This window comes from Enterovibrio coralii, from assembly GCF_001559595.1.
Taxonomy (GTDB): Bacteria; Pseudomonadota; Gammaproteobacteria; order Enterobacterales; family Vibrionaceae; genus Enterovibrio; species Enterovibrio coralii.
The window spans coordinates 462,747-485,917 of the sequence record NZ_LNTY01000006.1; the positions used below are offsets into that span (position 1 = coordinate 462,747).

The window sequence follows — 23,171 nt, forward strand, 5'->3', positions numbered from 1 at the left end:
TACGCCCAAACAAAGCGTCTTAGTTCGTGATTTCAGACAGCAGGTCTTTGTTCACCACCAAGTTGCGAACGCCGTGAGCATGGTCTTCATCAAACACATTGTCTTCACACCATTCGCCAACCGTACCAATATTTACCTTCGCAACTTTAGGACGAACACTCCACGTTACTTGGAACGGCGAGCCTTTTTCGTTGTAGCCAGGGCCAGTTGTTGAACCCGCATATTGAATTGGCTTACCCGTGTTAACTGGAATAGCAACGGCTTGATGCACGCCATCAATCACCTTGTGTTTTGCCAGCTCTTCAAAGTCGTAAGCGTTGTCATCGTTAACCAGCACATACACTTGCGTTTCTACGCGTAGCTGCGGGTTTTTGTTCGCATCACTCAAACACGAGCCAAGGGTCGGGCCTGGTTCAACTTGTGCGGTAGAGTGAACATAGTGCACTTCAATGGTATCACCCGGCTTCAGGTCGCCGTGTTTACTTGGGCAGATTTCGCCTTTAACCGGAGCCAGTTCAGCTTGCGTCAGCTTGCCTGAGTATTTAAAGCCAGTGTGGTAGCCTTCGCCGTCGCCGTTACCTGCGTATGTCGTGAATTCGCCGCCTTTGTGCTCGGCGTTCTTATGAAAGTGGATATTACACAGGTTCATCTCGGTATAAGAAGGCGCGCGGCTAAACACCACGGCATTGCTGCCGCCCGCAGAGTCGATGTCACGTGGTGATTGCGGGCCAAAACCTTCACCTTCTGTGTTTTCTGCCAGTTCTTCACGCTGCTCCGAAATGACCGCGTCTGAAACTGTCGTGCTTTTCGCGAAAACGCCAAAAGACGCCGTCATTGCCAATGTCATGATGCAAAGGTTGCTTGCTTTCATTGGAGTTATTCCCTTATAGATTGACTTTATAGATTGATTTATTGGGTAGTGCTATCCAGACATTTCCGTTGAAACAACAACCTCATAGCTTCAACTGTCAAATAGGCGTCCAATCCTATACAAACATATCGAATGTTGGTTTTCATTTTGATAACCGCTGCCATTAAGGCAGCTAAAATCTCTTTATTAAGGCAAAGTTTTGTATGAACACCGTATGCACTTGTGCGAAAGCTCATACTTTGCATGTTCAATATAGTAGACAGCGTGGTGATGTAAAACGCAGGCGGCAGCAGACGCTGAAAAGGGCGTGGAGATCAGAGAAATAGATGCGTGATGTGAAAAAATGACCCGCGGCGTGCGGGTCATTTGGCGATCAGAAGTAGTAAGCAACAGTGCCAAGTAACTGAGTATTGTTTGCTACATCGTCAAACTGGAACCCAGCGTTTGCACCAAGGTAAAGCCCGTCGTAAACCTCATACTCCGTACCCAGGTTCAAAGCCATGCCCACGCTGTTTTCGGTTTTCTGTCCGTTGGACACCGAAATGCTTGGGTGAGAGATAGAAGATTCCGTATCCGTCACTTCATTCTCTGTTTCTCTCGAGACCGAGCCTGTGGTTTTGTATGTGGTGTACGTCAGGCCAACACCACCTTTAACGCGCAGCTTGTCCGTCACATCATGAAAATACACTGGCATCACCACGAACTGTTTTGCTTTTAAATCAGCATCCCATTCGTCTTCAGTTTGGGTATTGTTCACGACGCTAATCACTTTGCTGCGTGAATCGTTGGCATCGAACTGGCGGTAGCCCAGCTCAACACCGAAGTTATTGTCAAAACGGTAACCCAAGGTTCCCGCCCAGATGTTGTCAGAACTGTCTGGGGTGAGGGTGGTTCCGTCGCTGAACGCCACGGAATTATCATGAGACAACGCGTTGTATCCATAACCTAGAGATACATAGGGTTGCGCCATCACCACACCTGACAGCATTAACGCTGGCACCGCGATAAGTGCTTTCTTCAACATGGCGAGTTACTTCGCCAGCAGTACGTTATCAACAGCAATGGTGGTTGCAGTTGGCTCAACGTCGATTTCACCCACCAAAGTCACTTCCGTTGTTGGGTCGATTTCAATCGCGGCCATGTCTTCATCATCGATTTCAACGCTGATCACGCCAGTTGAATCTTTGAAGGTGTACATCTCATCGCCCAGTGAATCCACGATGTAGCCAGTCAACACAACGTCTTGGTCATCTTGCGCAGCGTTTGATTGCAACACAGACGCCACTGAGGTCGTTGCTTTCGCGTTGTTAACCGCTTGGGTATTGGTCGCAGCAAATGCTGGGTTGAAAAGAGAAGAACCGAGGATCAAAGCAACTGCATAGTATTTAGTTTTCATAAGAAACTCCGTTTGATACTGCTTTATTGTTATTTTTGAGACAGTTGGAGTGTACGCCCGCGCGGCGACGCCTGTCACTGAGCAGTATTGGAATGTAAAGTTGCAGAATAAAAGGAGATTTAGGGTAGGGAGATCTGGTATGGGATTGGATTGGAACGTGTTTTCTATCGATTGGCTGCGTATATTGGATATACGCAGCCAAATGTAGTTGAATTAGCTTACATGAGTATTGCTATCAGAATCATTTGATTCCGTTTTTTCACTGTTAACTAGAGAAGGTTTCCTAACCTTATTTTCAGGTTTTCCAGATGTTCTTAGTTTAGTTCTTTGAGAGAAACGCCCAACTTCTTTAGCTAAAGATGGAACCATATGTAAAGCTTGCTTAAAAGCGTCAGAATCTAAAAGCTCATGCCATGGACTATTGTAATCTTTACCTTCCACTAATCTGAGTGGCATTTCATCAAGTCGGTCAAGCGTTGATTTGAATAGTCGCTGTTCTGAACCATCGCCAAATCGAACAGCGATCTCTTGAAAACCAACAAATGATTTAGCAACAGTAGCCTTATACGAGTAATCTTCTGAAAGCTTAAATCTCTGATTTATCTGCTGCGTTGAAATCCATGCTAACCAAAGTGGGCCACCTATAGAAAAAATTGAAACTAGTATTTGGACAAAATACTGTCCAGGCGTGGTGCTTGGCATCAGGAGGTTTTGCATATCGCTAACCCGGTCAAATCCTATGAATCCACCTATTGTTAAAGCTGCTAAGAGACTACAAAGCCATAGATTTATTGATTTTTTTAGTTCTTTTGCTTTTTGGTCAAATCCTGATGCTAAACCATGAGTTGTTGTCACATTAAGGTAGTCTTTGCATTGATCTGCCAGTTCTTTAGATGCATTCGCATAACCGGATGTCTTAGATAGCTCAGAATCTGCCTCTAGTGATAATTCCTTCAGCTTGCTTAATATTCCATTTATCTCAACGCTACACTCCATTATTTCTCGGTTTGTTTCTTTTGCTTTTTTTATCTCAGTATCAATGGTTTTTCTCGCTTCAATCAACTCCTCTATAACGGTAGGAAGGTTTTCAGCCGTACTGTGTGCAGAGTTGATTATTTCAATCTTTTTATCGAGATCTTTTACATTGGCATCAAACTTATCAAACAAGTTTGCGTAATTTGTTAACTTTCTTTTTATCTTTGAAGGTAGTAAATCGCTATCGTTTAAGTTTTCCCAAGAGTAAAGTTCAGAAACGACATCATCGATTGTTACTAGAATTGTATTAATCAAAACTGGAACAAAAGAAACTAGATGTCCTGCATTATTATTAAAATATGATCTAGATGTGCTCTCTAGTCTTTTTATGTTGTCAATATGGCGAGGTAGAGCATGGCTGAAATTTTCGGTAAGCTCAGCTTCACCGTAATTTTCCAATCTAGTAATTAAGTTTGTGATTAAATATTCAACTTCGGTTTTCCCCAAAGCCACTTGGTTCCAACCATATTGCTGATCAAAATTTGCTCCAGGTATACTTGCATTTTTAATCTGATCTTTTAGAGACTTACAGGCTTCAATCAACTCTAATAAATTATTTTCAGACATATAAAATCTTGCTCCAAATAATGTCTCTATAATAAGACAATCATTGTAATAAGTATCAATAGACTTATGCAAACCACATAGAGAAGCGCAAGTCACAAAATCACATAACTGTATAAACATACAGTTATGTGTACTAAGTTCTGAAATAGTGACCATTACTTCAACTTAGGGAATTCAACGTGGTGCAGCCTGTGTGGGCAGGTAAAGATTACCGCAGAAGACATCAATCCAAAGTTTACCGTTTGCCATTGTCAGTCATGCCAGACTTGGGGCGCGCGCCATATTTTGCGGTGAAGTGCGGAACCAAGGTTAACATCGAAGGTGAAGACAAGATTACCATGTTCGAGTCATCAAGCTGGGCGTCTCGTGGATTCTGCAGCCAATGCGGCACACATTTGTTCTTCAGGTGAGTACAACATGCCAGTGGGTTTGTTTGCAGATATACCAGACTTGGAAATGGACATGCAGTACTTCAGCGACGCGCGACCAAGTTATTACTGCTTCAGCAACGAAACCAAAGAAATGACAACTGCAGAGATCATGGCGTACTTTGGGCCACAGCCATAAAGCAGCATTCGACATTTAAAATCTCTGCAAGATACAATCCGTAAACGCGATAAATTCCCACAGCACTCAAACAAGGCTGTGGGAGAATCAAGACAAAAGCTATGGCAAAGCATAGACACAAGGGTTAGCGTAAATCACGCCATCTCGATAGATGTTAAAACCCAACCCTTAACTACGCTTTATATGGTCTGCTGTTATGTTGAGGGATTGCCGCAAGCAGACGAGGCCGAAAAGAGTGGGCGAAAGACTTGGCTCAATCCGAATAAGTCCGCACCGTTCGTAATGCCTAGGAAGGAGAATCGCTTTTCAACGAGAAGCCCGTAACATAATGGCCATAATGCGAACTATTATCGTTATATTGTGCAACAAAACGCTCAAAAGGGTGCTTATATTAATGTACTGCATTACATTAAGCCTCGGAAGATTTTATTAAACTTTCCTCGATAATAATTATTCTCTGTTGATAACTCCTTGCCCAGCTAATCCTCCTTAGCTGGGTTTTTTTTATGTTTAACAATCAATGGCACGCCCTAGTTAAACAACTCACGCACATTACAATCAATATTACGCATTTCTCTATCACTCGGGATGCTTATGTTAGTGGGTTAGGGTAGATTTCACCTCGCAAATGAAATAAGTTTCTCTGCCAATAACAAAGTCTACTTTTGATACTTTTGCCCAGCTAAGCCTCCCTTAGCTGGGTTTTTTTTGTGCCTGCAAGGCATAGAAGCAAGCGCGCAGCGAGGCACAAGCCGATCTCCTAACTTAGAATCATCCTCAGAGACAGAAGCGGCGCGTAGTTCCCTAAGATGCGTGATTGTGCTGCCCCATGCCGTCCTGCTAGAGTTTACTTATAACTTCCAGCAAGAATTCCTTAAAGTGCTTTAAGACAAAGCGGCTGAACTGGAAAAGTGATCATTAGTATCGAGTTCAAGGCAGGTATCAAAGAGACAACGGTGTAACCGGTTCTCAGTAAGAAGCCCACATAACGTGGGCTTTTTTGTATGTATCACTGAATGATTCGAATGCTATCTACATCAATCGTTGTGTAGTTAAACTCTTTGTCAATTTCGCCCAGGATAGCGACTTTAGTTTTTGGCGTTACTTGCTGACCAAACCATTTATCATGGTCAATCTCAATATTAATCACGCCTGTATCATCCTGAAAGGTATAGATTTCACCACCGAGAGATTGAGCAATATAACCAGTGAGTGATACAGGTTGATCATCACTGAACATACCCGCATCTAAAACGGCTTTGACCGTACCAATCGCATTGACGGGACCAGAAAAACCGCCCATAGCTGGAGAGACAACATTGTTAGCAAATGCGCCAGCAGAAAGGGTTGTTCCAAGGATTAAAGCAGCAGCACAAAAATACGTTTTCATAAATAACCTCGTTAATGAAAGATTCTCAAAGTAGAGACAGTGCAAATCTACAACGGATTATTTTGCGAGTCACTTTACGTTTTTGTAAGGTTTAGGATTCAGACTTAACCAACTGAATGTATTGAACTAATCACCATCAATGTTCGCATTATTTATATTATGTTAAATATAGTATGCAGCTACGCGAAATCTGGTTCTCTACTGTCTGTGTTTCTAAAAGCTAGAGCGTTGCTCTCGCTTCTTGGGTTTGGGACGCTCAACCTTCTTTAGCGAGCCTTCTAGCAATGCTTCATGGAATGCTAGATTAAGTTCGCGCAGCTTAGCTTCTTTTTCAATTCAGCTTATCGTGCTTCGCACTTGTTGCTTGATTCGTCATCTGGGCCATATCCTGCAAATGACGAGTTTGCACAATCTTGATTTTCTTTTTCGAACCTTATCCAATTTTCTTACCGCGTTTTTGCGTTTGCACAAACCCGTCTTACGCTGATTAATAGACAACGGCAACTTTAAAACTATTGGCCGTTTTCATAACTAGACGCCCTTTCAGTAACCGTTCTAGCAGTCAGTTACTTAGCAAACAATAATCAGGTGTGCGTCAGGCGCACATCCAAATCATTTATGGGATAACTTGCTATGGTGCTTAACGACAAACAAGAAGACGCGGAGAACAGCAAAGACAAAACCAAAGGCTTGGGGCTTGAGGAAAAACTGATTAACTCGCGCTCTATCATCATCTCCGGTGAAGTGAATCAAGAGTTGGCGCAGCGTGTTTCAACGCAATTGCTGATCCTTCAAGAGATCAACGATGACCCTATCTATCTCTACATTAACAGCCAAGGTGGCCATGTCGAAGCCGGCGATACCATTCATGACATGATCAAATTCGTCAGACCGAAAGTGATTGTGATTGGCACCGGTTGGGTGGCTAGTGCGGGTGTGACGATATACATCGCCGCTGAAAAAGAAGACCGCTATTGTCTGCCAAATACGCGCTTTATGATTCATCAGCCTCTCGGTCAGGTGAATGGCAAAGCCTCGAACATCGAGATTGAAGCGAATGAACTGCTCCGAATTCGCGCAAGGATCAACAAACTGATCAGTGATGCAACGGGCAAACCATTAGAACAAGTCGAGCAAGACACTGACTACAACTATTGGATGGATCCCGCGCAAGCTATCGATTATGGACTGGTGGCCAAGGTCGTCAGCAACATCTCTGAAATTCGCTAAGTATTGCGTCAAAAACAAAAAAGCGGGCTAACTCGGCCCGCTTTTCTATTCGAGATACAGATCCCCTATCGCATCATCTTCTTCAAACGGCTGTCGTAGTAGAAATCGCGCTGATCGATGATCTTCACTTTCTGACTGTCAGGATGAATAGGATTGATAAGAAAGTTGTATTCACTCGCGATGATGGCAGACGGAAGCTGAATCACGGGGGTTTGTTGTTCTTGCAACCACATCGAACCGTATAGTCTCGATACATCGGCATCAGGCACCGCATCCCAACCGTTTGGTAATTCGCTCTCACTGACACGCTTAATGGCGATATCGTCAGGAATGTAGAGTGTCATCATCACCAATTGCGGCATTTGTACTGGGCTTTCATGAACGAAACGTTCAAGCGCGGCCAATGAACGTGAGCCTGCGGTATAAACGATAGGTTGCCCTTTTTGATGCCAACGACCGGACGCAAACATACCGCCCATGCCGCTGAGGTCGGCAAACTTTTTAACTGATAACCTGAATACTTCCATCAGGCCGTCATTCCATGCATCAGCCTGTTAAGAATGGTTTCGACATACTGAATACCCGTGTTGGTATCCAGGTAATCAATGGCAGACTTACCACCAAATGCGACTTGAGGTGTTTTCAGCCAATCTAAGGCGGTTTTTCTGTCGCCATAGTAATCTACCGCTAAATCAACCACGCGGCGGATCGCCAGTGTTTTCTCGGACTGAGATGGCGTCAGTAAATCGGTATCACTTTTGCGCTGAAGGCTACGGGGACTCAAGCCAATGAGTGAAACCCATTCGCCACTGGTCATTGCCATGTCTTTCATCACTTTGCGTGCGTGTTTGACACTTAGGCCATGACGGATGATTTCCAGCTCAGTATCCTGATTAATCACCTGCCCCTTTTTGACCACGCCAAGAGAGAGTAACTGTTCTGCGTACATACTTGCCTCCATCTCACTATGGTTAAATTATGTGCGCCATTTGTCGCATTGTAAAGCGTCACTTGTTGCAGGCACAACCTAGATAGGCAGTTTGGTGCGTTTCTTTACCTGTCCAAAAGCAAAGCTGGATTCAATCGCGGCAATGTTTGGAAGACGCGTTAGCTCTCTGCGTATGAAGCGTTCATATGTCTTCAGCGATTCACTCACAACATGCAGCAGATAGTCGTGTGTGCCCGTCATCAGGTAACACTCCAACACTTCATCCATCTGATTGATCAAAGCTTCAAAACTCTGCATGTTTTCTTCAGTGGGTTTCTCAAGCTTTACCAAGACAAACACGTTGATGGGCAGACCGCACTTTTCCTGATCGATGTGGGCATGATAGCCGGTGATGATGCCTTTCTTTTCCAGGGCCCGCACCCTGCGTAAACACGGCGACGGTGACAATGAAATCCGGTCTGACAATTCTTGATTGGTGAGCCTTCCTTCTCGTTGGAGTTCGCTAAGGATTTTTCTGTCTATGTTGTCCAGCTTGATGTCCATTTTCTGATTTTCTCCCAAGCAGCAATAACTGCGCACATTAGCCTTCATCTATTAGCAGGATATGCCAACTAACTCGTTATTGACGCCACTATTCGCAATTTTTATGAACCACGGCTTTGCTAAGTTTTTAAAAAAAGAACGTGAAGACGGTTTAAAGGAGAAAATCATGAACAAAGCCACACAGCTCAGTCCGTTAAGAAAAACGACCAAATTCGAAAGTGCAGAAGCGTTGGCGATGGAGCAAGCCGAACACTTTGGTATCGATACACAAACTGATTACGGTCAAGCTTTGGTTTCTCTCGCCACAACACTCTACCAAGCCAATCACCATACTCATGACTTGTGGGCTATCACGCTAGACGGCCTTTCCGAGCTTGATAAAAATGACCGCATTGCCTGGTTTAACGCCAAGCGCTTTCTTTCATTTCAGCTTGCAAAGGTGTTGGACAATCTCCAAAACCCGATGCGCGCAACGTATCAATCGATCGCGACACAAAACGGCCATTTTGCTTCGAAAGGCGCATACCCCATTTTTGATAATGTCGCCGCGATCTTTTCAGCCAGCCCAGTTATCACACGAACAGCCACGTATCTGTTTGCCTGTACCGAATGGGTGGAAGATGCCTTTAATGGCAGAGAGCCGTTGCATGACATCTACTCACGATTGTTAAACCCAACGTCGATCAGTCTTGCCAATCACATCGTGGATTTAGAAGCGGGCAAGCTTGCAGATCAATACTTGGCGTGGAACTTCAACTCTGGCATGGCGGCAATCGATGGTTTGCTTAGCCATCTGTTAGGTCGTGAAGACATCGTTATCGCCTCTCGCAATGTCTACGGTGCTCTTATCAATTGCTGCATGATTGGTATGGCAAGTCATCCAACCTTGATGTCGCCGTGGAATGGGTCGACGGATATGACGCCGATGCTTTTGAAAACGCCATCGCGCAAACCAAGGATAAGTATGCTGATCGCATTGCGGCGGGACGACAAATCTACATCTACATTGAGAGCCCTTGTAACCCGCACGGTTATGTTTTGGATGTGGCTGGCATCTGTAAATCAGCACATGCTCATCGTTGCCGAGTGATCACAGACACAACTGTAGGCACTCCTTTCCTTCATCCTGTGTTGAAGCGCGATGACCCTGTTGAGCGTCCTGATTTTGTCATTCACTCCTACACCAAAGAACTCGCGGGCTCAGGTACTACAACGGCTGGCGTGGTTATTGGACGTAATGAAGACATGTTTATTCCAAAAGGTGACAGCGTCACTATTAGCGACTACAACGGCGAAGAAAAGACCATCAACTGGGATGAAACCCTATTCTGGAATGTCTATTACATCAAAGGTGCTTTTTTGGATGCCGACAAAGCCTTTGAAGTGCTCAATGGCATGAAGACGTACGAAATGCGTGTGCTCCAGAAAACCATCAACACTCTGACACTTGCTCGTGTTTTCCAAATGCACCCAGACATCAACGTGTCATGCCCTGCGCTACCGGATAACCCTAACTATGCCTTGATGCAAGACAACATGGTTTTAGGCTTGCCTGCTGCATTGTTCACTATCGATATGGAAGGCTCTCAGGGACGCTCGCCAATTAATAAAGACGTGTTCAAACGTTTTTTCGACATGCTAGAACCGGCCATCGGTATGCAAGTGAGCTTGGGGCAAACAAACACAGTAGCCCTTTGCCCTGCAATGACCACGCATTCTGAATTAAGTGATGATGCGCTCGATGCGGCAGGCATTAAGCCCACGACAATGCGAATCGCTGTGGGGTTAGAAGATCCAAGGGCGTTTTTGACGCATATTCAGAGAGCAGCGGAAATGTCGATAAACGAGAAACATCCAGATTTTTCTTCTGCGTTCCCTTCTCCAGATAAAATCGACGAAATATATAAACGAACTTATTTGGACGTTCACCAAAGATTCGTCGAATCACTGCCAGAATATTCGACGCTTTTGCAATAGTGCGTTATTCCCAAGTTGGCGTTAATCATTCGCGTCTGTCCGTTTTAATCGAGGGAAGACGCGCTTGATTTTGTCATGGAGCCATCGCTATTCACATAGCACATGGTTACCTGAAACAATGGATAGATGCCCTCTTCCAAGAGTTGAATCCGTTGCAACTCGCTGACTTTCAGCATTAATTGCATATCAGGTTCACAGTACCACTTTCCAAAACGGTGTAGCTCTCTGCTCGGTTGTAACCGGCTACGCGCGGTCACAATCTCAATCTTCATTCCCAGCCTTGACGCATCGAAACCGCTCGCCTTGACGGACAATGCATTCACCATGGTTTCTTCCAAACGCGTAACTTGTGCAGGGGTTAGAATAATGCCATCAGTTGCTTCAAGGGCGGTTTGCGCCTTTACCATATCTAAAGCGATAGATGAGAGTGAATGAATATTCTTTTTTACGACCGCTTCGGTATCTCGACTTGAACGCTCGAACACCAAACCAATGATGGACAACACAATGATCAATGCTACGGCCATCAACATTCGCTGCATTTGAACGCTCCATATCGGCGCAATAACGCGCTGATAATTCAAGCCCTTTCCATTTGTGCTGCGTATGTATTTTAAAAAATGTTCTGTACGCACATGCGGGCCTTTTCGAAAGTAATTAAACACGTTCCCTAAATTGCACAAGTCAAAAACACCATAAAATTAAATTCAACTCTATTGATTAAGTATTCAATAACTAAAACTAAATCATGGGTTTTGTACGAAGTTATTATTCTATCTCTGAAGTAGAAATTAAGACGGGAAAGAGTGACTCATTAGTGAGACTTTGACTGTAACAATTCTAAATGGCACTTTTTTCATTGAGTACTAATTTATTATTAATTTGAATATGTCTTTATATTGAGACTCTAGACACCTCAAAATACCTCTTAGTTTTCAAGCAATAGAAATCAGCATCCACCTTCTCTTTACATTCTACGCCAACGCCCATAAGCCATTGATTGCACAAGTGCACAGCACAACGGCCTTGCTATCAAATAAAAGTCAGCCTTGTTTTCCAAACATATATTGCATGAAAAGTTCTACGCCATTTAATTCGCAGTAAAAATTATGAACCCATTATTAAATCAGAAAAGTGTGAGCTCGATATCCACTTAAAAAAAAGGAATAAGTTAGAGGTCGAAATATATTGCAAATATGTTTATACGTGAAATAATCCGCGGCGCAATAAATGTTAACACAAATGCAACATGCCGCATTGGATTGACAATTGAAAGCAATAAAAACTGAAAAGGACTCGGTAATGAAACGTTTTATTTCGGCTGCTGGACTGTCGATGTTTGCCAGTTCGGTCTCTGCAGAAGGGATCGATGAAGCAATCAACGAAATAGTCGCCCCCATCGTAAACCCCTTCGTGGGCATGATCTTCTCCACCATCCCCCTTCCCTTTGTAGATGCAGAAGCCCCTTGGATTGTACTGTGGCTGGTTGTCGCAGCAGTAATCTTCACACTTTATCTTGGCTTCATTAACTTCCGCGGATTTGCACACGCAATCCGACTGGTTAAAGGTGACTACACGGACCCAAATGAACCCGGTGAGGTTTCTCACTTCCAGGCACTGGCAACGGCTCTGTCTGGTACCGTGGGTTTGGGTAACATCGCAGGTGTTGCGGTGGCCATTTCAATCGGTGGCCCCGGTGCAACGTTTTGGATGATCCTTGCTGGCCTATTGGGTATGTCTACGAAATTCGTAGAGTGTGCGCTCGGTGTTAAATACCGGAACACAAACCCAGACGGTTCTGTATCAGGTGGTCCAATGTACTACCTGAGCAAAGGCCTTAAGAAACTTGGTAACCCAGCATTTGGCCGCACGTTAGCCGTTTTGTTCTCAGTTTGTGCAGTAGGCGGTGCATTGGGTGGCGGTAACATGTTCCAAGCTAACCAAGCATTCAAGCAGGTTGTTGGTGTTACTGGCGGCGACATGTCTTTCTTCGCGGATAAAGGCTGGTTGTTTGGCCTGATCATGGCAGTGATCGTGGGCGTGGTCATCATCGGTGGTATCAAATCAATCGCGAAAGTGACCGAGAAAGTCGTTCCTTTCATGGCAATTGTTTATGTTGGTGCGGCACTTGTTATCATCCTGCTGAACATCGGCCAAGTTGGTGACGCGTTCGCGGCAATCTTCAACGGTGCATTCACGGGTGAAGGTGTTGCCGGTGGTGTTATCGGTGCGATGATTCAAGGTTTCAAACGAGCCGCATTCTCGAACGAAGCGGGTGTGGGTTCGGCGGCGATTGCTCACTCAGCAGTAAAAACCAAAGAACACATGTCTGAAGGTTTCGTATCTCTGCTCGAACCATTCATCGATACCGTTGTAATTTGTACCATGACGGCATTGGTTATCATCATTACTGGTCAGCTTTACGATGGACAAGAACTGACAGGTGTTGCACTGACTTCAGCAGCATTTGAAAGTGCAATCTCTTGGTTCCCATACGTACTGGCAATTGCAGTAGTACTGTTTGCTTTCTCTACCATGATTTCTTGGTCTTACTATGGCCTGAAAGCGTGGACTTACCTGTTTGGTGAAAGCATTCGTGCGGAATTGACGTTCAAGCTCATGTTCTGTGTGTTCGTTGTTATCGGCGCATCTATGAACCTGGGTCCAGTCATCGACTTCTCTGACGCAATGATCTTCGCAATGGCACTGATTAACATCATCGGCCTGTACCGTCTGGTACCAGAAATCAAAGCGGACATGAACGATTACCTTGCACGCCTGGAAAGCGGTGCGATTGTTCGCCACAAAGGCTAATCAATCCCTTCTTTCTTAGAGACAAAAAAAGAGATGCCATTGGCATCTCTTTTTCTTTGTTCAACTGTTAGCGATTAACCGCCAGCCAACTTCACGGTATGGCCTTTCTTCTCAAGGTACGCTTTGATTTGATCGCGCTTATCACCTTGAATTTCAATGATGCCGTCTTTTACCGCGCCACCACAGCCGCATACTTTTTTCAGCTCTGCCGCAACCAGTTTAAGTTGGGTATCTTCCAAATCCAGACCCGTTACAAGGCAAACACCTTTGCCTTTGCGTCCTTTGGTCTGACGTTGGATGCGAACAATACCGTCGCCTTTTTCGCGAACGGGTGCTTCTTTCTCTTCTTTGATTCGTCCGGTTTCCGTTGAATAAACCAGACGGCTGTTGTCGTCTTTCATAATCCACTCTTTGACGCATTGCTATGCGTGCATGGTATCAAAAGATGGGTAAACGATTGAAGTAAAATAGCGCAGAGCCCATTCACTTCGAGAGAACGTTAACGTACCAGTGAGTGAGTATCGATGTAGTTTTTGATCATTGGCAGTGCGCCTTTAATCAACTGACCGCGCACGAAGATATACCATTGGCCCGGCTGTTTCTCATCACTCATGATTTGGAAGCCTTTGTAGCTTTCCGCGCGTGCTGTTTGTGCTGCACGAAAATCTTGGCGTCCGAATTCTGAAGGACGACGGAAGATACGCGTATCACACCACCAATCGATGCACTGTTTCACACCCAAAAGGCTGCCTGACACACTTTTACCATTTACTATGGAGGTATAGAGATCACCGTGACTTTCTATCTGGTGCCCACGATGAGAATACCGCTTTTTCATTAGCTACCTGTTCTTTCATAGTTCTAATTATTTTGCGGGATGGATTTTAATGAATATAACCGGAGTTGAATATAATTTTTGGAATCAAACTCAAAAAAAACACCCACTTGCGAACAAATGGTTGCAGATAAATAATTTGGTGTTGCTACTTTGTTGGGACGTTTTTATCAACGAATTGCTTGAGCGCCGGTAACGAACCTTTAAGCAAATTGCCCTGAATGATCATGTACCACGCTTTGTCGTCATCTTCAGAGTCATTCATGATTTGAATGCCTTTGTACTCTTCGATCTTCTTATTCTTTGCATCTGCAAAGTCTTGTTTTTCAAAGTCATCAGGTTCACGAAGAATATTCGTGTCACACCACCAGTCGATTGACTGTTTCACGCCAAGAAGAGAACCAATAACACGCTTACCGCCAACACGTGCGCTGTATTCCTCCGTCGCCTCGTCAGCAAGCTCGACGTTATATCCGCGGTGATAGAGACGTTTTCTCACGATGAGTACCTCATCAAAAGGTCTAAATAACGTTACCAGTGTAACAACTCAGGTTTACATCCTGTAAATTAGACCAGATTCACTCAATGTGCCAAATTTCCGACCGCCTAATAGCCAGAAAAACTGACATTTGTTTAGAGGGTTATGTGATCTTTGGACTTTTTTAAACCTGTTAATGATGGAATAATGACAGCCACAACGATTTAGTTATAGTGCACTAAGTAATGAAAAAGATTGAACCGATACTCGACCCCAATGAAATCAAAGACAGCATCGCCCTTTTTAAACAAGGTAATGTGGATTTGGACGCGTGGTCGACACTCACAAATAATCTGTACAGCCGAAATTCGCTGCTTAGTTTCCAAAATGACTGGATTACCTTTGTTAACTATTGCCGCGAAGTAAACGTATCCCCTTTACCTGCTGCTGTCACAGCCGTTCGTCGCTTTGTAGAGCACGCAGCAAAAACACGTAAAGCTGCGAGCATTAAACGCTATGTCATTACGATTTCCTTAATGCATCGCGTTCACAGCCTGCCAGATTCCACCAGACACCGAGAGGTGCGCTACACCCTCAATCGTCTTTATCAAGAAAAGTCAGACGATGCAGGACAAGCCAATGCCTTCATGCTTTCTCATCTGCAAGCCCTAACCGCCAAGCTGGAAAGCAGCGAAAAGCTTAAAGACATTCGTGATGTGCTTATTTGGACATTGTGTTTTGAAGGAATGTTGAAGCGAAGCGAGTTAGCAGCCCTTCCCTATGACGCACCAAGAGAGACAGATGAAGGTTTCGTCTTAGCGGTTGATGATCAACTCATCGCGCTGAGCGATGACGCAAAAGCACAAGTCGAAAAGTGGATGACGGCATCAGGTATTTTTGATGGCCCATTGCTTCGCGGCATTAACAAGCATGGCCACCTAAGCGATGCACCTATGGATCACTCTTCGATTTATCGCGTGTTTCGTCGAGCAGCAACAGAGTTGGGGCTGGAAGGAAGCCTAACCTTCTCTGGCCAATCACCTCGCGTGGGTGCGAGTCAGGAGTTGGCGGAAGCGGGGAAAACCATTAAAGAAATTCAACACCAGGGAAGATGGAAAAGCCCCGCTATGCCAGCCCAATATGTTGGGAACAAAACGGCAAGTAGCGAGGCTATGGCAAAGTTCAAACGGAAAATCGAGAAAGATTAACCTTTGTTCAGCCTGAACGGATACAGCTTTCTAAGTAGTCAGAGAACTTGTGTCCGTTATGCTCCATCAGTTTCGGGAACATTGAAATCGGTGTCATACCTGGGTAGGTATTGATTTCGTTCAGCAGCACTTCACCTTCGGACGTCAGGAAGAAGTCGATACGAGACAAATCTTTCAGCTTCAGATGAATGAATGCTCTTTCTGCGTAATCACGCATCTGTGCAATTTGTTCATCAGTCAGATTCGTTGGCTCTAACGTTGTCTGGCTGTGGCTGCCTTCGCTGTATTTTTCTTCATAGGTGTAGAAGGTATCTTCTGGGCTCGAAATCTCACCCGGATTTGTCACGATCACTTCACCGTTGAATGGTAAGCCGCCAATTCTAGCTCACGTGGACGCACCGCTTTTTCAACCAGCACTTGGTTTGAGTATGTGAACGCGTTTTCTACGGCTTCTTTCACACCTTCTTTCGTGGTGACTTTATAACAGCCAACGGAAGAGCCCTGACACGCCGCTTTCACAAAGATCGCGCCCCAACGGTCGAATGCTTCTTCCGCTTTACTTACGCTTTCATCTGAATTCTCTGTCAGGAAAACATACGGTGTGTTTGGAATGCCAATAGCATCAAACCAAAGCTTTGAGGTGATCTTGTTGAAACAAACGATGCTCGCCGCAGAGTCACAACCCATGTAAGGCAGGCCAGCCAACTCAAGCAGCGATTGAATATCACCGGTTTCACCCGGGAAGCCGTGAATACAAGGTACGACAAAATCAATGTTGATTACTTGATTGCCAACATTCAGTGTTTTATCCATGTTCAGGCGACAATCCTGCCCGTCCATGTCTTTCCAGCCGTTCTCTTTGGTCAGTTCTACGCGAATAACAGATACAGAAGGCAATTTACGTAATTCAGATTCAACGTAATTCGCAGACACCAATGAGACTTCGTGCTCGGCACCACCGCCGCCACACAACAACAATACTTGAGTTGGGTTCATGACCTTTCCTACTCTACCCTGACAACATACAGGGGCATTAAATATTCATCTGCACAATCCGGTGCATAACAGAAAGCCGCTCTATAGTAGACAAACACTTTGAGCCTTTCACCCGAAGAAAAGCAAATAACTGGCAAATTTTGTGTGATTGCGCAAAAACCAATCGCTTCGTGCGCCTTCTGTGCGACCTAAAGAAAAAGAGAGCCGAAGCTCTCTTTTTGAATCCGTTAAAGCGATTAGTTCAGTCGCGTCATTTCTGGTGTGGCTGACTGCTTGATAGAAGCAACAGAACGAATGAACGGGCCGTAAGCTTTGATGTTTTTCGGTAATGCGCTCAATGCTTGTTTCGCTTCTGCCTTAGAGTTGAATTCTCCGTAAAGCAGCGTATACCAAGGCAAACCATCAACCATTTTCTTGTTTGACCATACTGGCTTATCTGATGGCAGCTTGTTAACGTAATCGCCAAAGCCTTTGTTGTGGCTAAGCGCAACGACCTGAATAGTGTATTTGCCGCCGGTTGTTGCCACTGGCTTCTTAACCGGTTTTGGAGCAGGTTTCTGCTGTGCCGTTTGTACTGGCTTAGCCATCTCTGGCTTTTCAGTCATCACTGGCTTTGGCGCAGGTTTTGGCTGAGGCTTTGGAACGGCTGCCGCCGAGTCATCCGTTAGATTTGACGCAACAGTTTGGGTAACTGGCATCACTTCTTCTTCGGTGGTTTGAGTCAGAATTTGAGTGGTTGTTGCTCCGCCTACACAACCTGCGAGAACAAAGGTCAACGCGATGGGAAAAATTTTCTTCATGAATATTCAACTGTTAAGAGCCATTGGTACCTATTTTGTACCCATGCAGGCATTCATTCAACTGAAAGTACGCGGGCTCTGACAAGACTCTGCCATGCGTCACACATACTTACATTTGTCATTTGAACAATGAAAATACGATGACAACACTAATTGACCAAAATTCGGTAAGTTTTTGACCGCAAAGACAAGTTGTTTTCGCCATGGATCACAGCCATGTTGACGTATAAAAGCTCTGCCAGAATATTCACGGTAGTATGTGCAAAGTGAACGATTGAGTTGGAGAAGGATATGATCGGCCTAGATTCGCTTTTTAAACCAAAGTCTATTGCGGTCATTGGCGCATCAGACACGCCAGGAAGAGCGGGCAATGTGATTATCCGAAATCTACAGTCTGGCGGGTTTAATGGACCTATCATGCCCGTCACACCCAAGTATCAAGCCGTTGCAGGTATATTGGCGTACCCAACCATTGATTCTCTTCCATTAGTGCCTGATTTAGCCGTGTTGTGTACGCAGGCCTGCCGCAACAGCGAGTTGATCCGACAGCTTGGCGAGAAAGGCGTTAAAGTCGCCATCATTCTCGCGGCGGGAATGAAGAAAACCCAGCATCACGATGGCAGAACTGAGTTCGAGGTTATGCGCGAGATTGCCTCTCAATATGCCATGCGCGTCATTGGCCCTAACAGCCTCGGCCTGATTCTACCTTGGCTAAATCTCAACGCGTCTTTCTCTCCTATCCCTGCAAACAAAGGCAACATTGCGTTCGTTTCTCAGTCCGCGGCAGTTTGTACCACGATTCTGGATTGGGCGAGGAACCGACGTATCGGCTTCTCTACATTTATCTCCTTGGGTGAAGCAAGCGACATCGACTTCCCAGAGCTTCTGGATTACTTGAGCCGTGAGAGCAAAACCGATGCGATCATGCTTTATATCGACAATATCCAGACGCCCGCGCCTTTATATCGGCAGCACGAGCCGCGTCTCGTAACCGCCGCGTGTTGGTTCTAAAAAGTGGCAGAACGCCTGAAGGTGCAGCTTCACTTCCTCATCTGCACGTTGAGGAACTTGGTCTTGATGGTGCCTACGACGCCGCAATTCGACGCTCAGGTATGCTTCGCGTAAAAACCACGCACGAGCTCTTTGCCGCAGTAGAAACCCTGTCTCACTCTGTGCCACTTCGTGGTGAAAGGCTCGCAATTATTTCAAACGGTGGCGGCCCAGCAGTAATGGCCGTAGATGCATTGTTAGAAATGGGTGGCAAACTTGCTGTGTTGAGCGATGAAACCGTCGAAAAGCTCAATAACATTCTTCCCGTCAGTTGGTCTTATGGCAATCCAGTGGATATCGTCGGCGATGCGGATATTGACCGTTACAAGAAGGTCACTGAAATCCTGCTTGAAAGCGATGAAGCGGATGCCTTTTGATTCTGCATTCACCGTCGGTGACGGCACCCGGCCTTGCAACAGCCAAAGCCCTCGCCGACATGCTCAAAAACAACCCTCGAGCAAAACGCTTTAATATCCTGACCAATTGGCAAGGTGAAAGTGACGACGCAACCGTCGCACGACTCGCGTTTGCCCATGCTGGTTTCCTGCTTATCGCACACCAGAAAGTGCTGTGACCGCCTTCATGCACCTGGTTGAATACAGACGAAACCAGAAGCAGTTGATGGAAACACCTACCTCCATCGGTCAGATTGATTACGACGTAGAAGGTGGGCGTGCATTAATCCAACAGGCCATCGACAGCCAGCAAACATCGCTGACCACACACGAAGCTCGCCCATTCTTGGCAAAATACGGCATCAATGTGATGGCGACATGGCTTGCAGGAGATGCTGCTGAAGCAGCGCAAATCACCGAGCAAGTTGGCTATCCCGTAGCGATTAAACTGCGTTCACCGGACATTCCGCATAAGTCGGATGTGAACGGCGTCATGCTAGATTTAAACAACGCAACAGAAGTGGCAAATGCTGCGCAGCTTATGCTGAACCGTGTTTCCTTATCTTACCCAACGGCGCGAATTGAAGGTTTACAAATCCAAGGTATGGCGAACCGTGCAGGCTCTCAAGAGCTTCGTGTCTGTATTCGTCACGATCCAGTATTTGGCCCCGTAATTTTGCTGGGTGAAGGAGGGTCAGAGTGGAATGTAAACCGCGATGCGGCAGTCGCTATTCCGCCTTTGAACATGACGCTGGCGCGATACTTAGTGATTGGCGCACTCAAAAACGGCCAACTGCGTCATCGCGGTCATCCTTATACGCTTGATGTGAATGCACTTTGTCACTTTCTGGTTACGCTGTCACAAGTTATTATTGATTATCCTGAAATCAAAGAGTTAGATATTCACCCTCTGCTGATCACAGGCGATAGCATCACAGTTTTGGATGCTTCAATTAAGCTTTCACCTTTCCAAGGCGACGGAAATTCACGACTGGCCATTCGCCCTTATCCAAAAGAGCTAGAGCAACACGCCACACTGAAAGACGGTACGCCTATTCTGCTTAGACCCATCCTTCCCGAGGATGAACCGAACCATAAATCGTTTGTGGAGCGAGTCTCTGTCGAAGACTTATATAAGCGCTTCTTCTCAGATGTCGGCGAACTAAATCACGAAGCACTCGCCAATCTCACCCAAATCGATTACGACCGCGAAATGGCATTTGTCGCAGTTCAGCGTGGTGCGGAAGGCAGCGATGAAATTCTTGGTGTTGTGCGCGCACTAGCCAATCCCGAACACACTGATGCTGAATTCGCTGTTTTGGTGCGCTCAGATCTTAAAGGCAAAGGGCTTGGCCGAATCCTGATGGACAAAGTCATTGATTACGGACGCATGAGCGGATTAAAACGCCTAAATGGCATGACCATGCCGTCAAACTCTGGAATGATCGCCCTCGCCCAGCGCGTTGGCTTTAGCATTGATGTTCAAATTCAAGATGGCATTGTAGAAATGGACATGATGCTTTGAGCAATTCTTAACGCCACCAGCGAAAGTAAAAATCAAAAAAGCCAGCATTATGCTGGCTTTTATTCATTAGAGTGTTTCTAGTGGCTTTGCTGCATTTGTCGCGTTTGGTTCATGGTTCGCGAACCCGCAGTGCCGTATGTGTTGATGTCATAGCGGTTGGGTGAATAGCCCCGCTGCTTTCTGTATTGGATATCGAGTTTTCTCAGATCAATGCCATATCGCTGATTAAGCTGGGAAATGACTTCATCAATCTTTGCTTGAGGCGAATTTTGCTCTCTGAGGAAATAATAAAGGTTTGTTGCTCGATGCAAGTCCATCTCTTCCTCCTCGTCTTGTTATCGAAGAGAAAGTTTACGCCCTCTTTTGGCAAAGATAATCAGCATAAAGCGCAAATCATTATTACCGAATGGTAATAATTGATCTTTCGTTCGTGTTTTTCTCAGCGAGATAAATCGAACAATGTCGCAATTGTGTTAACAATATTATGCACAAACAAATCCACACCACCTTAGATATTGAACACACAGATGCATCCTTTTATGGTCTAACCACCTATTATGTAAAAGGATAATTACAATGACTTCACCAAAGAAAACGCTCAACCTTCAAGATATGCAAGATGCAATTCTCGGTGCACATTTCTATGCATGTGGCGGTGGTGGAGCATTAGTAAACGGAGAAGATCTTCTTAGAGCAGTATCTAGCTACTTTCCTGACGAACAAAGTGTCTGTATAGAATACCTAGATATCCAGGATGTTAAGGATACAGACACGTTACCCGTGCTTGCTGCGATGGGTTCGCCTCAAAAGTTCTTGGAAAAAGGATATTCAAAGTCTCCCATTACTGCATTTGAACAACTTGAGGAGGCAACCCAAACTCGCTTTACGACCTTATCTCCGGTAGAAACAGGTCCCGTCGCTTATGGAATGAGCCTTCTCGTTGCAGCGGCCAAGAACATTCCAATTATAAATGGCGATGGTGGCGGCCGAGCTTTCCCTTGCTTACAGCTATCTACCTTCGCAAACGTCGATTTGGACCACCCAATTTCAGTATCGCCCGCTATGCTAACGTCAGAAAAATCCCTTTCTGAAGACGGTGGTGTCATCCGAATTGATTGCCAGTCAAGCACAGATGTTGATGCAATGACACGCGGCATTATTAGCACATCTGAAAGCTTTGACCATCGGGCTTCATTGGCTTCATTTCCTATGACAGGACGCCAACTAAAACAAGAAAACGCAGTCGTCGCAGACATGTTAATGAAATCTATCGAACTGGGGCGTGATATCAGACAACTCGTCAACGATAAACTTTCGTGTTTTTCTGCTATAGAAAAGCTTGCTGGCAGTCAACTTGTTATGAAAGGCCGACTGACCAATGTAGAAACGAAAACCGTAGGTGGGTTTGATTGGGTAACGCTGGAGTATAAAGAGGAAAAAACAAACCGTAAGTTCACCGCAATCTCTAAAAATGAAAACATGCTGGTGTGGGCTGATGATATGACCACGCCTGTTGCTATGGCTCCTGACCTTATTTGCTGTATTTCTAGCGATGCAACGCTAATGAGCAACGATGAAGTTATTGACGCTTGGGAAGATGATCCAGAAAGCGAAACACTGAAAAACATGGCTATCTTTGTACTGCCAGCATCGAAAGAAATCGACCAGCCGTGGTTCCATAAGAACTTCATCGAAATATTGCAAAAGCTGGGTTATCACGGCAGTTACCATACACCAATTCCCATGGCTAAAGAAAAGTAACGAGGCGGGTATTATGAAACTAAAAATTGTAATCCCGGTGAACACGTCTCAGTTCAACGAGCAAATTTCTAACAGTGTGGACAAACTTAGAAGTGACATTGTCACGATTGATTTAGAGCCTATTGAGAGTGGGACGCCATTCATTCAATCTCGAGCAGACCTAACAGTTAATGCGCCTTTCGTCCTAGAGAAAATTGTTCAAGCAGAAAAGGATGGATACGACGGTATCTTTGTGACTGATATGGATATGTGCGGTGTTGAAGCTGCAAGAGAGTTAGTGAAAATACCCGTTATCGGCGGTTTCCGACCTAGCTTTTTTACCGCAATGGCACTTGGCCAATCAGTTTCTATTCTGACGGTAAGTGACGTTGTGAAACTTCAAAATGAACACATTAGAGCTTTTGGTGTGACGGAAAATCTTGCCTCGATCCTTCCGTTGGAAAAAAGTGTAGAAGAGCTAAAAAGTCCTTCGCCTGAAGCGACAGCGAAGATATTTGAGGAGTTATTTGAGTTGGGGTGTGTCGCCATCGAAAGAGATGGTGCTGATTGCATTATGTTTGGTTGTACAGGCTTTACCGATTTCGCAGCTTCACTTTCAGCGAGATTATCAGCACGATTCGACCAGTACATTCCTGTGATGGATCCAAACTGCGTAGCAATAACCTTCCTGATTGGACTGGTTAACAATTCGCTGTCACATAGTGGTATCACATATCCCTACAAACCGATGTAACATGAAAAACAGAACTTACGCTTAACCCGCTAAAAGCCCCTGTACTTTGTA

At 45.2% G+C, this 23,171-nt stretch carries 19 protein-coding genes and 4 pseudogenes; 8 read left to right on the forward strand and 15 right to left on the reverse strand.

Annotation, left to right across the window (positions count from 1 at the left end):
* Window positions 1-19: 19 nt before the first annotated feature.
* The 4 genes from ATN88_RS02850 to ATN88_RS02865 form a co-directional block, all read right to left on the reverse strand.
* A complete protein-coding gene (locus tag ATN88_RS02850; protein WP_232312768.1) occupies window positions 20-847 on the reverse strand; it encodes a delta-class carbonic anhydrase in 828 nt (275 codons plus the stop codon).
* Between the two features lie 397 nt (window positions 848-1,244).
* Window positions 1,245-1,895 (reverse strand): AcfA family outer membrane beta-barrel protein, encoded by a 651-nt coding sequence (locus ATN88_RS02855; RefSeq protein WP_067411160.1) that lies wholly within the window; start codon window positions 1,893-1,895, stop codon window positions 1,245-1,247.
* A 6-nt stretch (window positions 1,896-1,901) separates the two neighbouring features.
* Window positions 1,902-2,267: a YgiW/YdeI family stress tolerance OB fold protein gene (locus ATN88_RS02860; RefSeq protein WP_067411165.1), complete on the reverse strand. Its 366-nt coding sequence runs from the start codon at window positions 2,265-2,267 to the stop codon at window positions 1,902-1,904.
* Window positions 2,268-2,480: 213 nt separating this feature from the next.
* Window positions 2,481-4,025, reverse strand: a complete 1,545-nt coding sequence (locus tag ATN88_RS02865; protein WP_157490644.1) for a hypothetical protein — start codon at window positions 4,023-4,025, stop codon at window positions 2,481-2,483.
* 33 nt (window positions 4,026-4,058) lie between these two features.
* Between ATN88_RS02865 and ATN88_RS02870 the strand changes: the two are divergent.
* Window positions 4,059-4,436 (forward strand): annotated as a pseudogene (locus tag ATN88_RS02870) (GFA family protein).
* Between the two features lie 1,009 nt (window positions 4,437-5,445).
* Here the strand turns inward: ATN88_RS02870 and ATN88_RS02875 are convergent.
* Complete coding sequence (locus ATN88_RS02875) at window positions 5,446-5,826, reverse strand: YgiW/YdeI family stress tolerance OB fold protein (RefSeq protein ID WP_067411172.1); 381 nt, start codon at window positions 5,824-5,826, stop codon at window positions 5,446-5,448.
* Between the two features lie 633 nt (window positions 5,827-6,459).
* Here ATN88_RS02875 and ATN88_RS02880 point away from each other — a divergent pair.
* Window positions 6,460-7,056, forward strand: a complete 597-nt coding sequence (locus tag ATN88_RS02880) for an ATP-dependent Clp protease proteolytic subunit (RefSeq protein ID WP_067411174.1) — start codon at window positions 6,460-6,462, stop codon at window positions 7,054-7,056.
* 65 nt (window positions 7,057-7,121) lie between these two features.
* Here ATN88_RS02880 and ATN88_RS02885 read toward each other — a convergent pair whose 3' ends face one another.
* The 3 genes from ATN88_RS02885 to ATN88_RS02895 all read right to left on the reverse strand — a co-directional run bounded on the left by ATN88_RS02885 (window position 7,122) and on the right by ATN88_RS02895 (window position 8,536).
* Window positions 7,122-7,583 carry an RES family NAD+ phosphorylase gene (locus tag ATN88_RS02885; RefSeq protein ID WP_067411176.1) on the reverse strand — a complete coding sequence of 154 codons (462 nt, stop codon included), beginning with the start codon at window positions 7,581-7,583 and terminating at the stop codon, window positions 7,122-7,124.
* A complete protein-coding gene (parS, locus tag ATN88_RS02890) occupies window positions 7,583-8,005 on the reverse strand; it encodes a type II RES/Xre toxin-antitoxin system antitoxin (protein WP_067411179.1) in 423 nt (140 codons plus the stop codon). Before parS ends, ATN88_RS02885 begins: the two co-directional genes overlap by 1 nt.
* A 78-nt stretch (window positions 8,006-8,083) precedes the next feature.
* Window positions 8,084-8,536 (reverse strand): Lrp/AsnC family transcriptional regulator, encoded by a 453-nt coding sequence (locus ATN88_RS02895; RefSeq protein WP_198158320.1) that lies wholly within the window; start codon window positions 8,534-8,536, stop codon window positions 8,084-8,086.
* A gap of 178 nt (window positions 8,537-8,714) precedes the next feature.
* Between ATN88_RS02895 and ATN88_RS02900 the strand changes: the two are divergent.
* Window positions 8,715-10,525 (forward strand): annotated as a pseudogene (locus ATN88_RS02900) (trans-sulfuration enzyme family protein).
* 44 nt (window positions 10,526-10,569) lie between these two features.
* On the opposite strand, the gene ATN88_RS02905 reads toward ATN88_RS02900, so the two are convergent.
* Window positions 10,570-11,067 (reverse strand): hypothetical protein, encoded by a 498-nt coding sequence (locus ATN88_RS02905; RefSeq protein ID WP_067411184.1) that lies wholly within the window; start codon window positions 11,065-11,067, stop codon window positions 10,570-10,572.
* Window positions 11,068-11,827: 760 nt separating this feature from the next.
* Here ATN88_RS02905 and ATN88_RS02910 point away from each other — a divergent pair.
* Entirely contained in the window at window positions 11,828-13,339 is a 1,512-nt protein-coding gene (locus ATN88_RS02910) for an alanine/glycine:cation symporter family protein (RefSeq protein ID WP_067411188.1), read from the forward strand.
* A 74-nt stretch (window positions 13,340-13,413) separates the two neighbouring features.
* On the opposite strand, the gene yciH is transcribed toward ATN88_RS02910, so the two are convergent.
* The 3 genes from yciH to ATN88_RS02925 form a co-directional block, all read right to left on the reverse strand.
* On the reverse strand, window positions 13,414-13,740 hold the full coding sequence (gene yciH / locus ATN88_RS02915) for a stress response translation initiation inhibitor YciH (protein WP_067411192.1): 327 nt from the start codon (window positions 13,738-13,740) through the stop codon (window positions 13,414-13,416).
* Between the two features lie 98 nt (window positions 13,741-13,838).
* Window positions 13,839-14,177, reverse strand: a complete 339-nt coding sequence (locus tag ATN88_RS02920; RefSeq protein WP_067411195.1) for a DUF3319 domain-containing protein — start codon at window positions 14,175-14,177, stop codon at window positions 13,839-13,841.
* Between the two features lie 145 nt (window positions 14,178-14,322).
* Entirely contained in the window at window positions 14,323-14,673 is a 351-nt protein-coding gene (locus tag ATN88_RS02925) for a DUF3319 domain-containing protein (protein ID WP_067411197.1), read from the reverse strand.
* A 224-nt stretch (window positions 14,674-14,897) separates the two neighbouring features.
* Here ATN88_RS02925 and ATN88_RS02930 point away from each other — a divergent pair, with 224 nt between their 5' ends.
* A complete protein-coding gene (locus tag ATN88_RS02930) occupies window positions 14,898-15,860 on the forward strand; it encodes a tyrosine-type recombinase/integrase (protein WP_067411200.1) in 963 nt (320 codons plus the stop codon).
* A 7-nt stretch (window positions 15,861-15,867) separates the two neighbouring features.
* On the opposite strand, the pseudogene ATN88_RS02935 reads toward ATN88_RS02930, so the two are convergent.
* Both ATN88_RS02935 and ATN88_RS26005 read right to left on the reverse strand, forming a co-directional pair.
* Window positions 15,868-16,856 (reverse strand): annotated as a pseudogene (locus tag ATN88_RS02935) (D-alanine--D-alanine ligase).
* Window positions 16,857-17,092: 236 nt separating this feature from the next.
* A complete protein-coding gene (locus ATN88_RS26005; protein ID WP_067411202.1) occupies window positions 17,093-17,656 on the reverse strand; it encodes an SPOR domain-containing protein in 564 nt (187 codons plus the stop codon).
* A 291-nt stretch (window positions 17,657-17,947) separates the two neighbouring features.
* Here ATN88_RS26005 and ATN88_RS02945 point away from each other — a divergent pair.
* Window positions 17,948-20,626: pseudogene (locus ATN88_RS02945) on the forward strand (bifunctional acetate--CoA ligase family protein/GNAT family N-acetyltransferase).
* 77 nt (window positions 20,627-20,703) lie between these two features.
* Here the strand turns inward: ATN88_RS02945 and ATN88_RS02950 are convergent.
* Window positions 20,704-20,943: a hypothetical protein gene (locus tag ATN88_RS02950; protein ID WP_067411205.1), complete on the reverse strand. Its 240-nt coding sequence runs from the start codon at window positions 20,941-20,943 to the stop codon at window positions 20,704-20,706.
* A 259-nt stretch (window positions 20,944-21,202) separates the two neighbouring features.
* Here ATN88_RS02950 and ATN88_RS02955 point away from each other — a divergent pair, with 259 nt between their 5' ends.
* Window positions 21,203-22,387, forward strand: a complete 1,185-nt coding sequence (locus tag ATN88_RS02955) for a DUF917 domain-containing protein (protein ID WP_067411208.1) — start codon at window positions 21,203-21,205, stop codon at window positions 22,385-22,387.
* 13 nt (window positions 22,388-22,400) lie between these two features.
* The gene (locus ATN88_RS02960; RefSeq protein WP_067411212.1) at window positions 22,401-23,120 is read left to right on the forward strand and encodes an aspartate/glutamate racemase family protein; all 720 of its coding nucleotides are present in this window, start codon (window positions 22,401-22,403) and stop codon (window positions 23,118-23,120) included.
* Window positions 23,121-23,171: the final 51 nt, after the last annotated feature.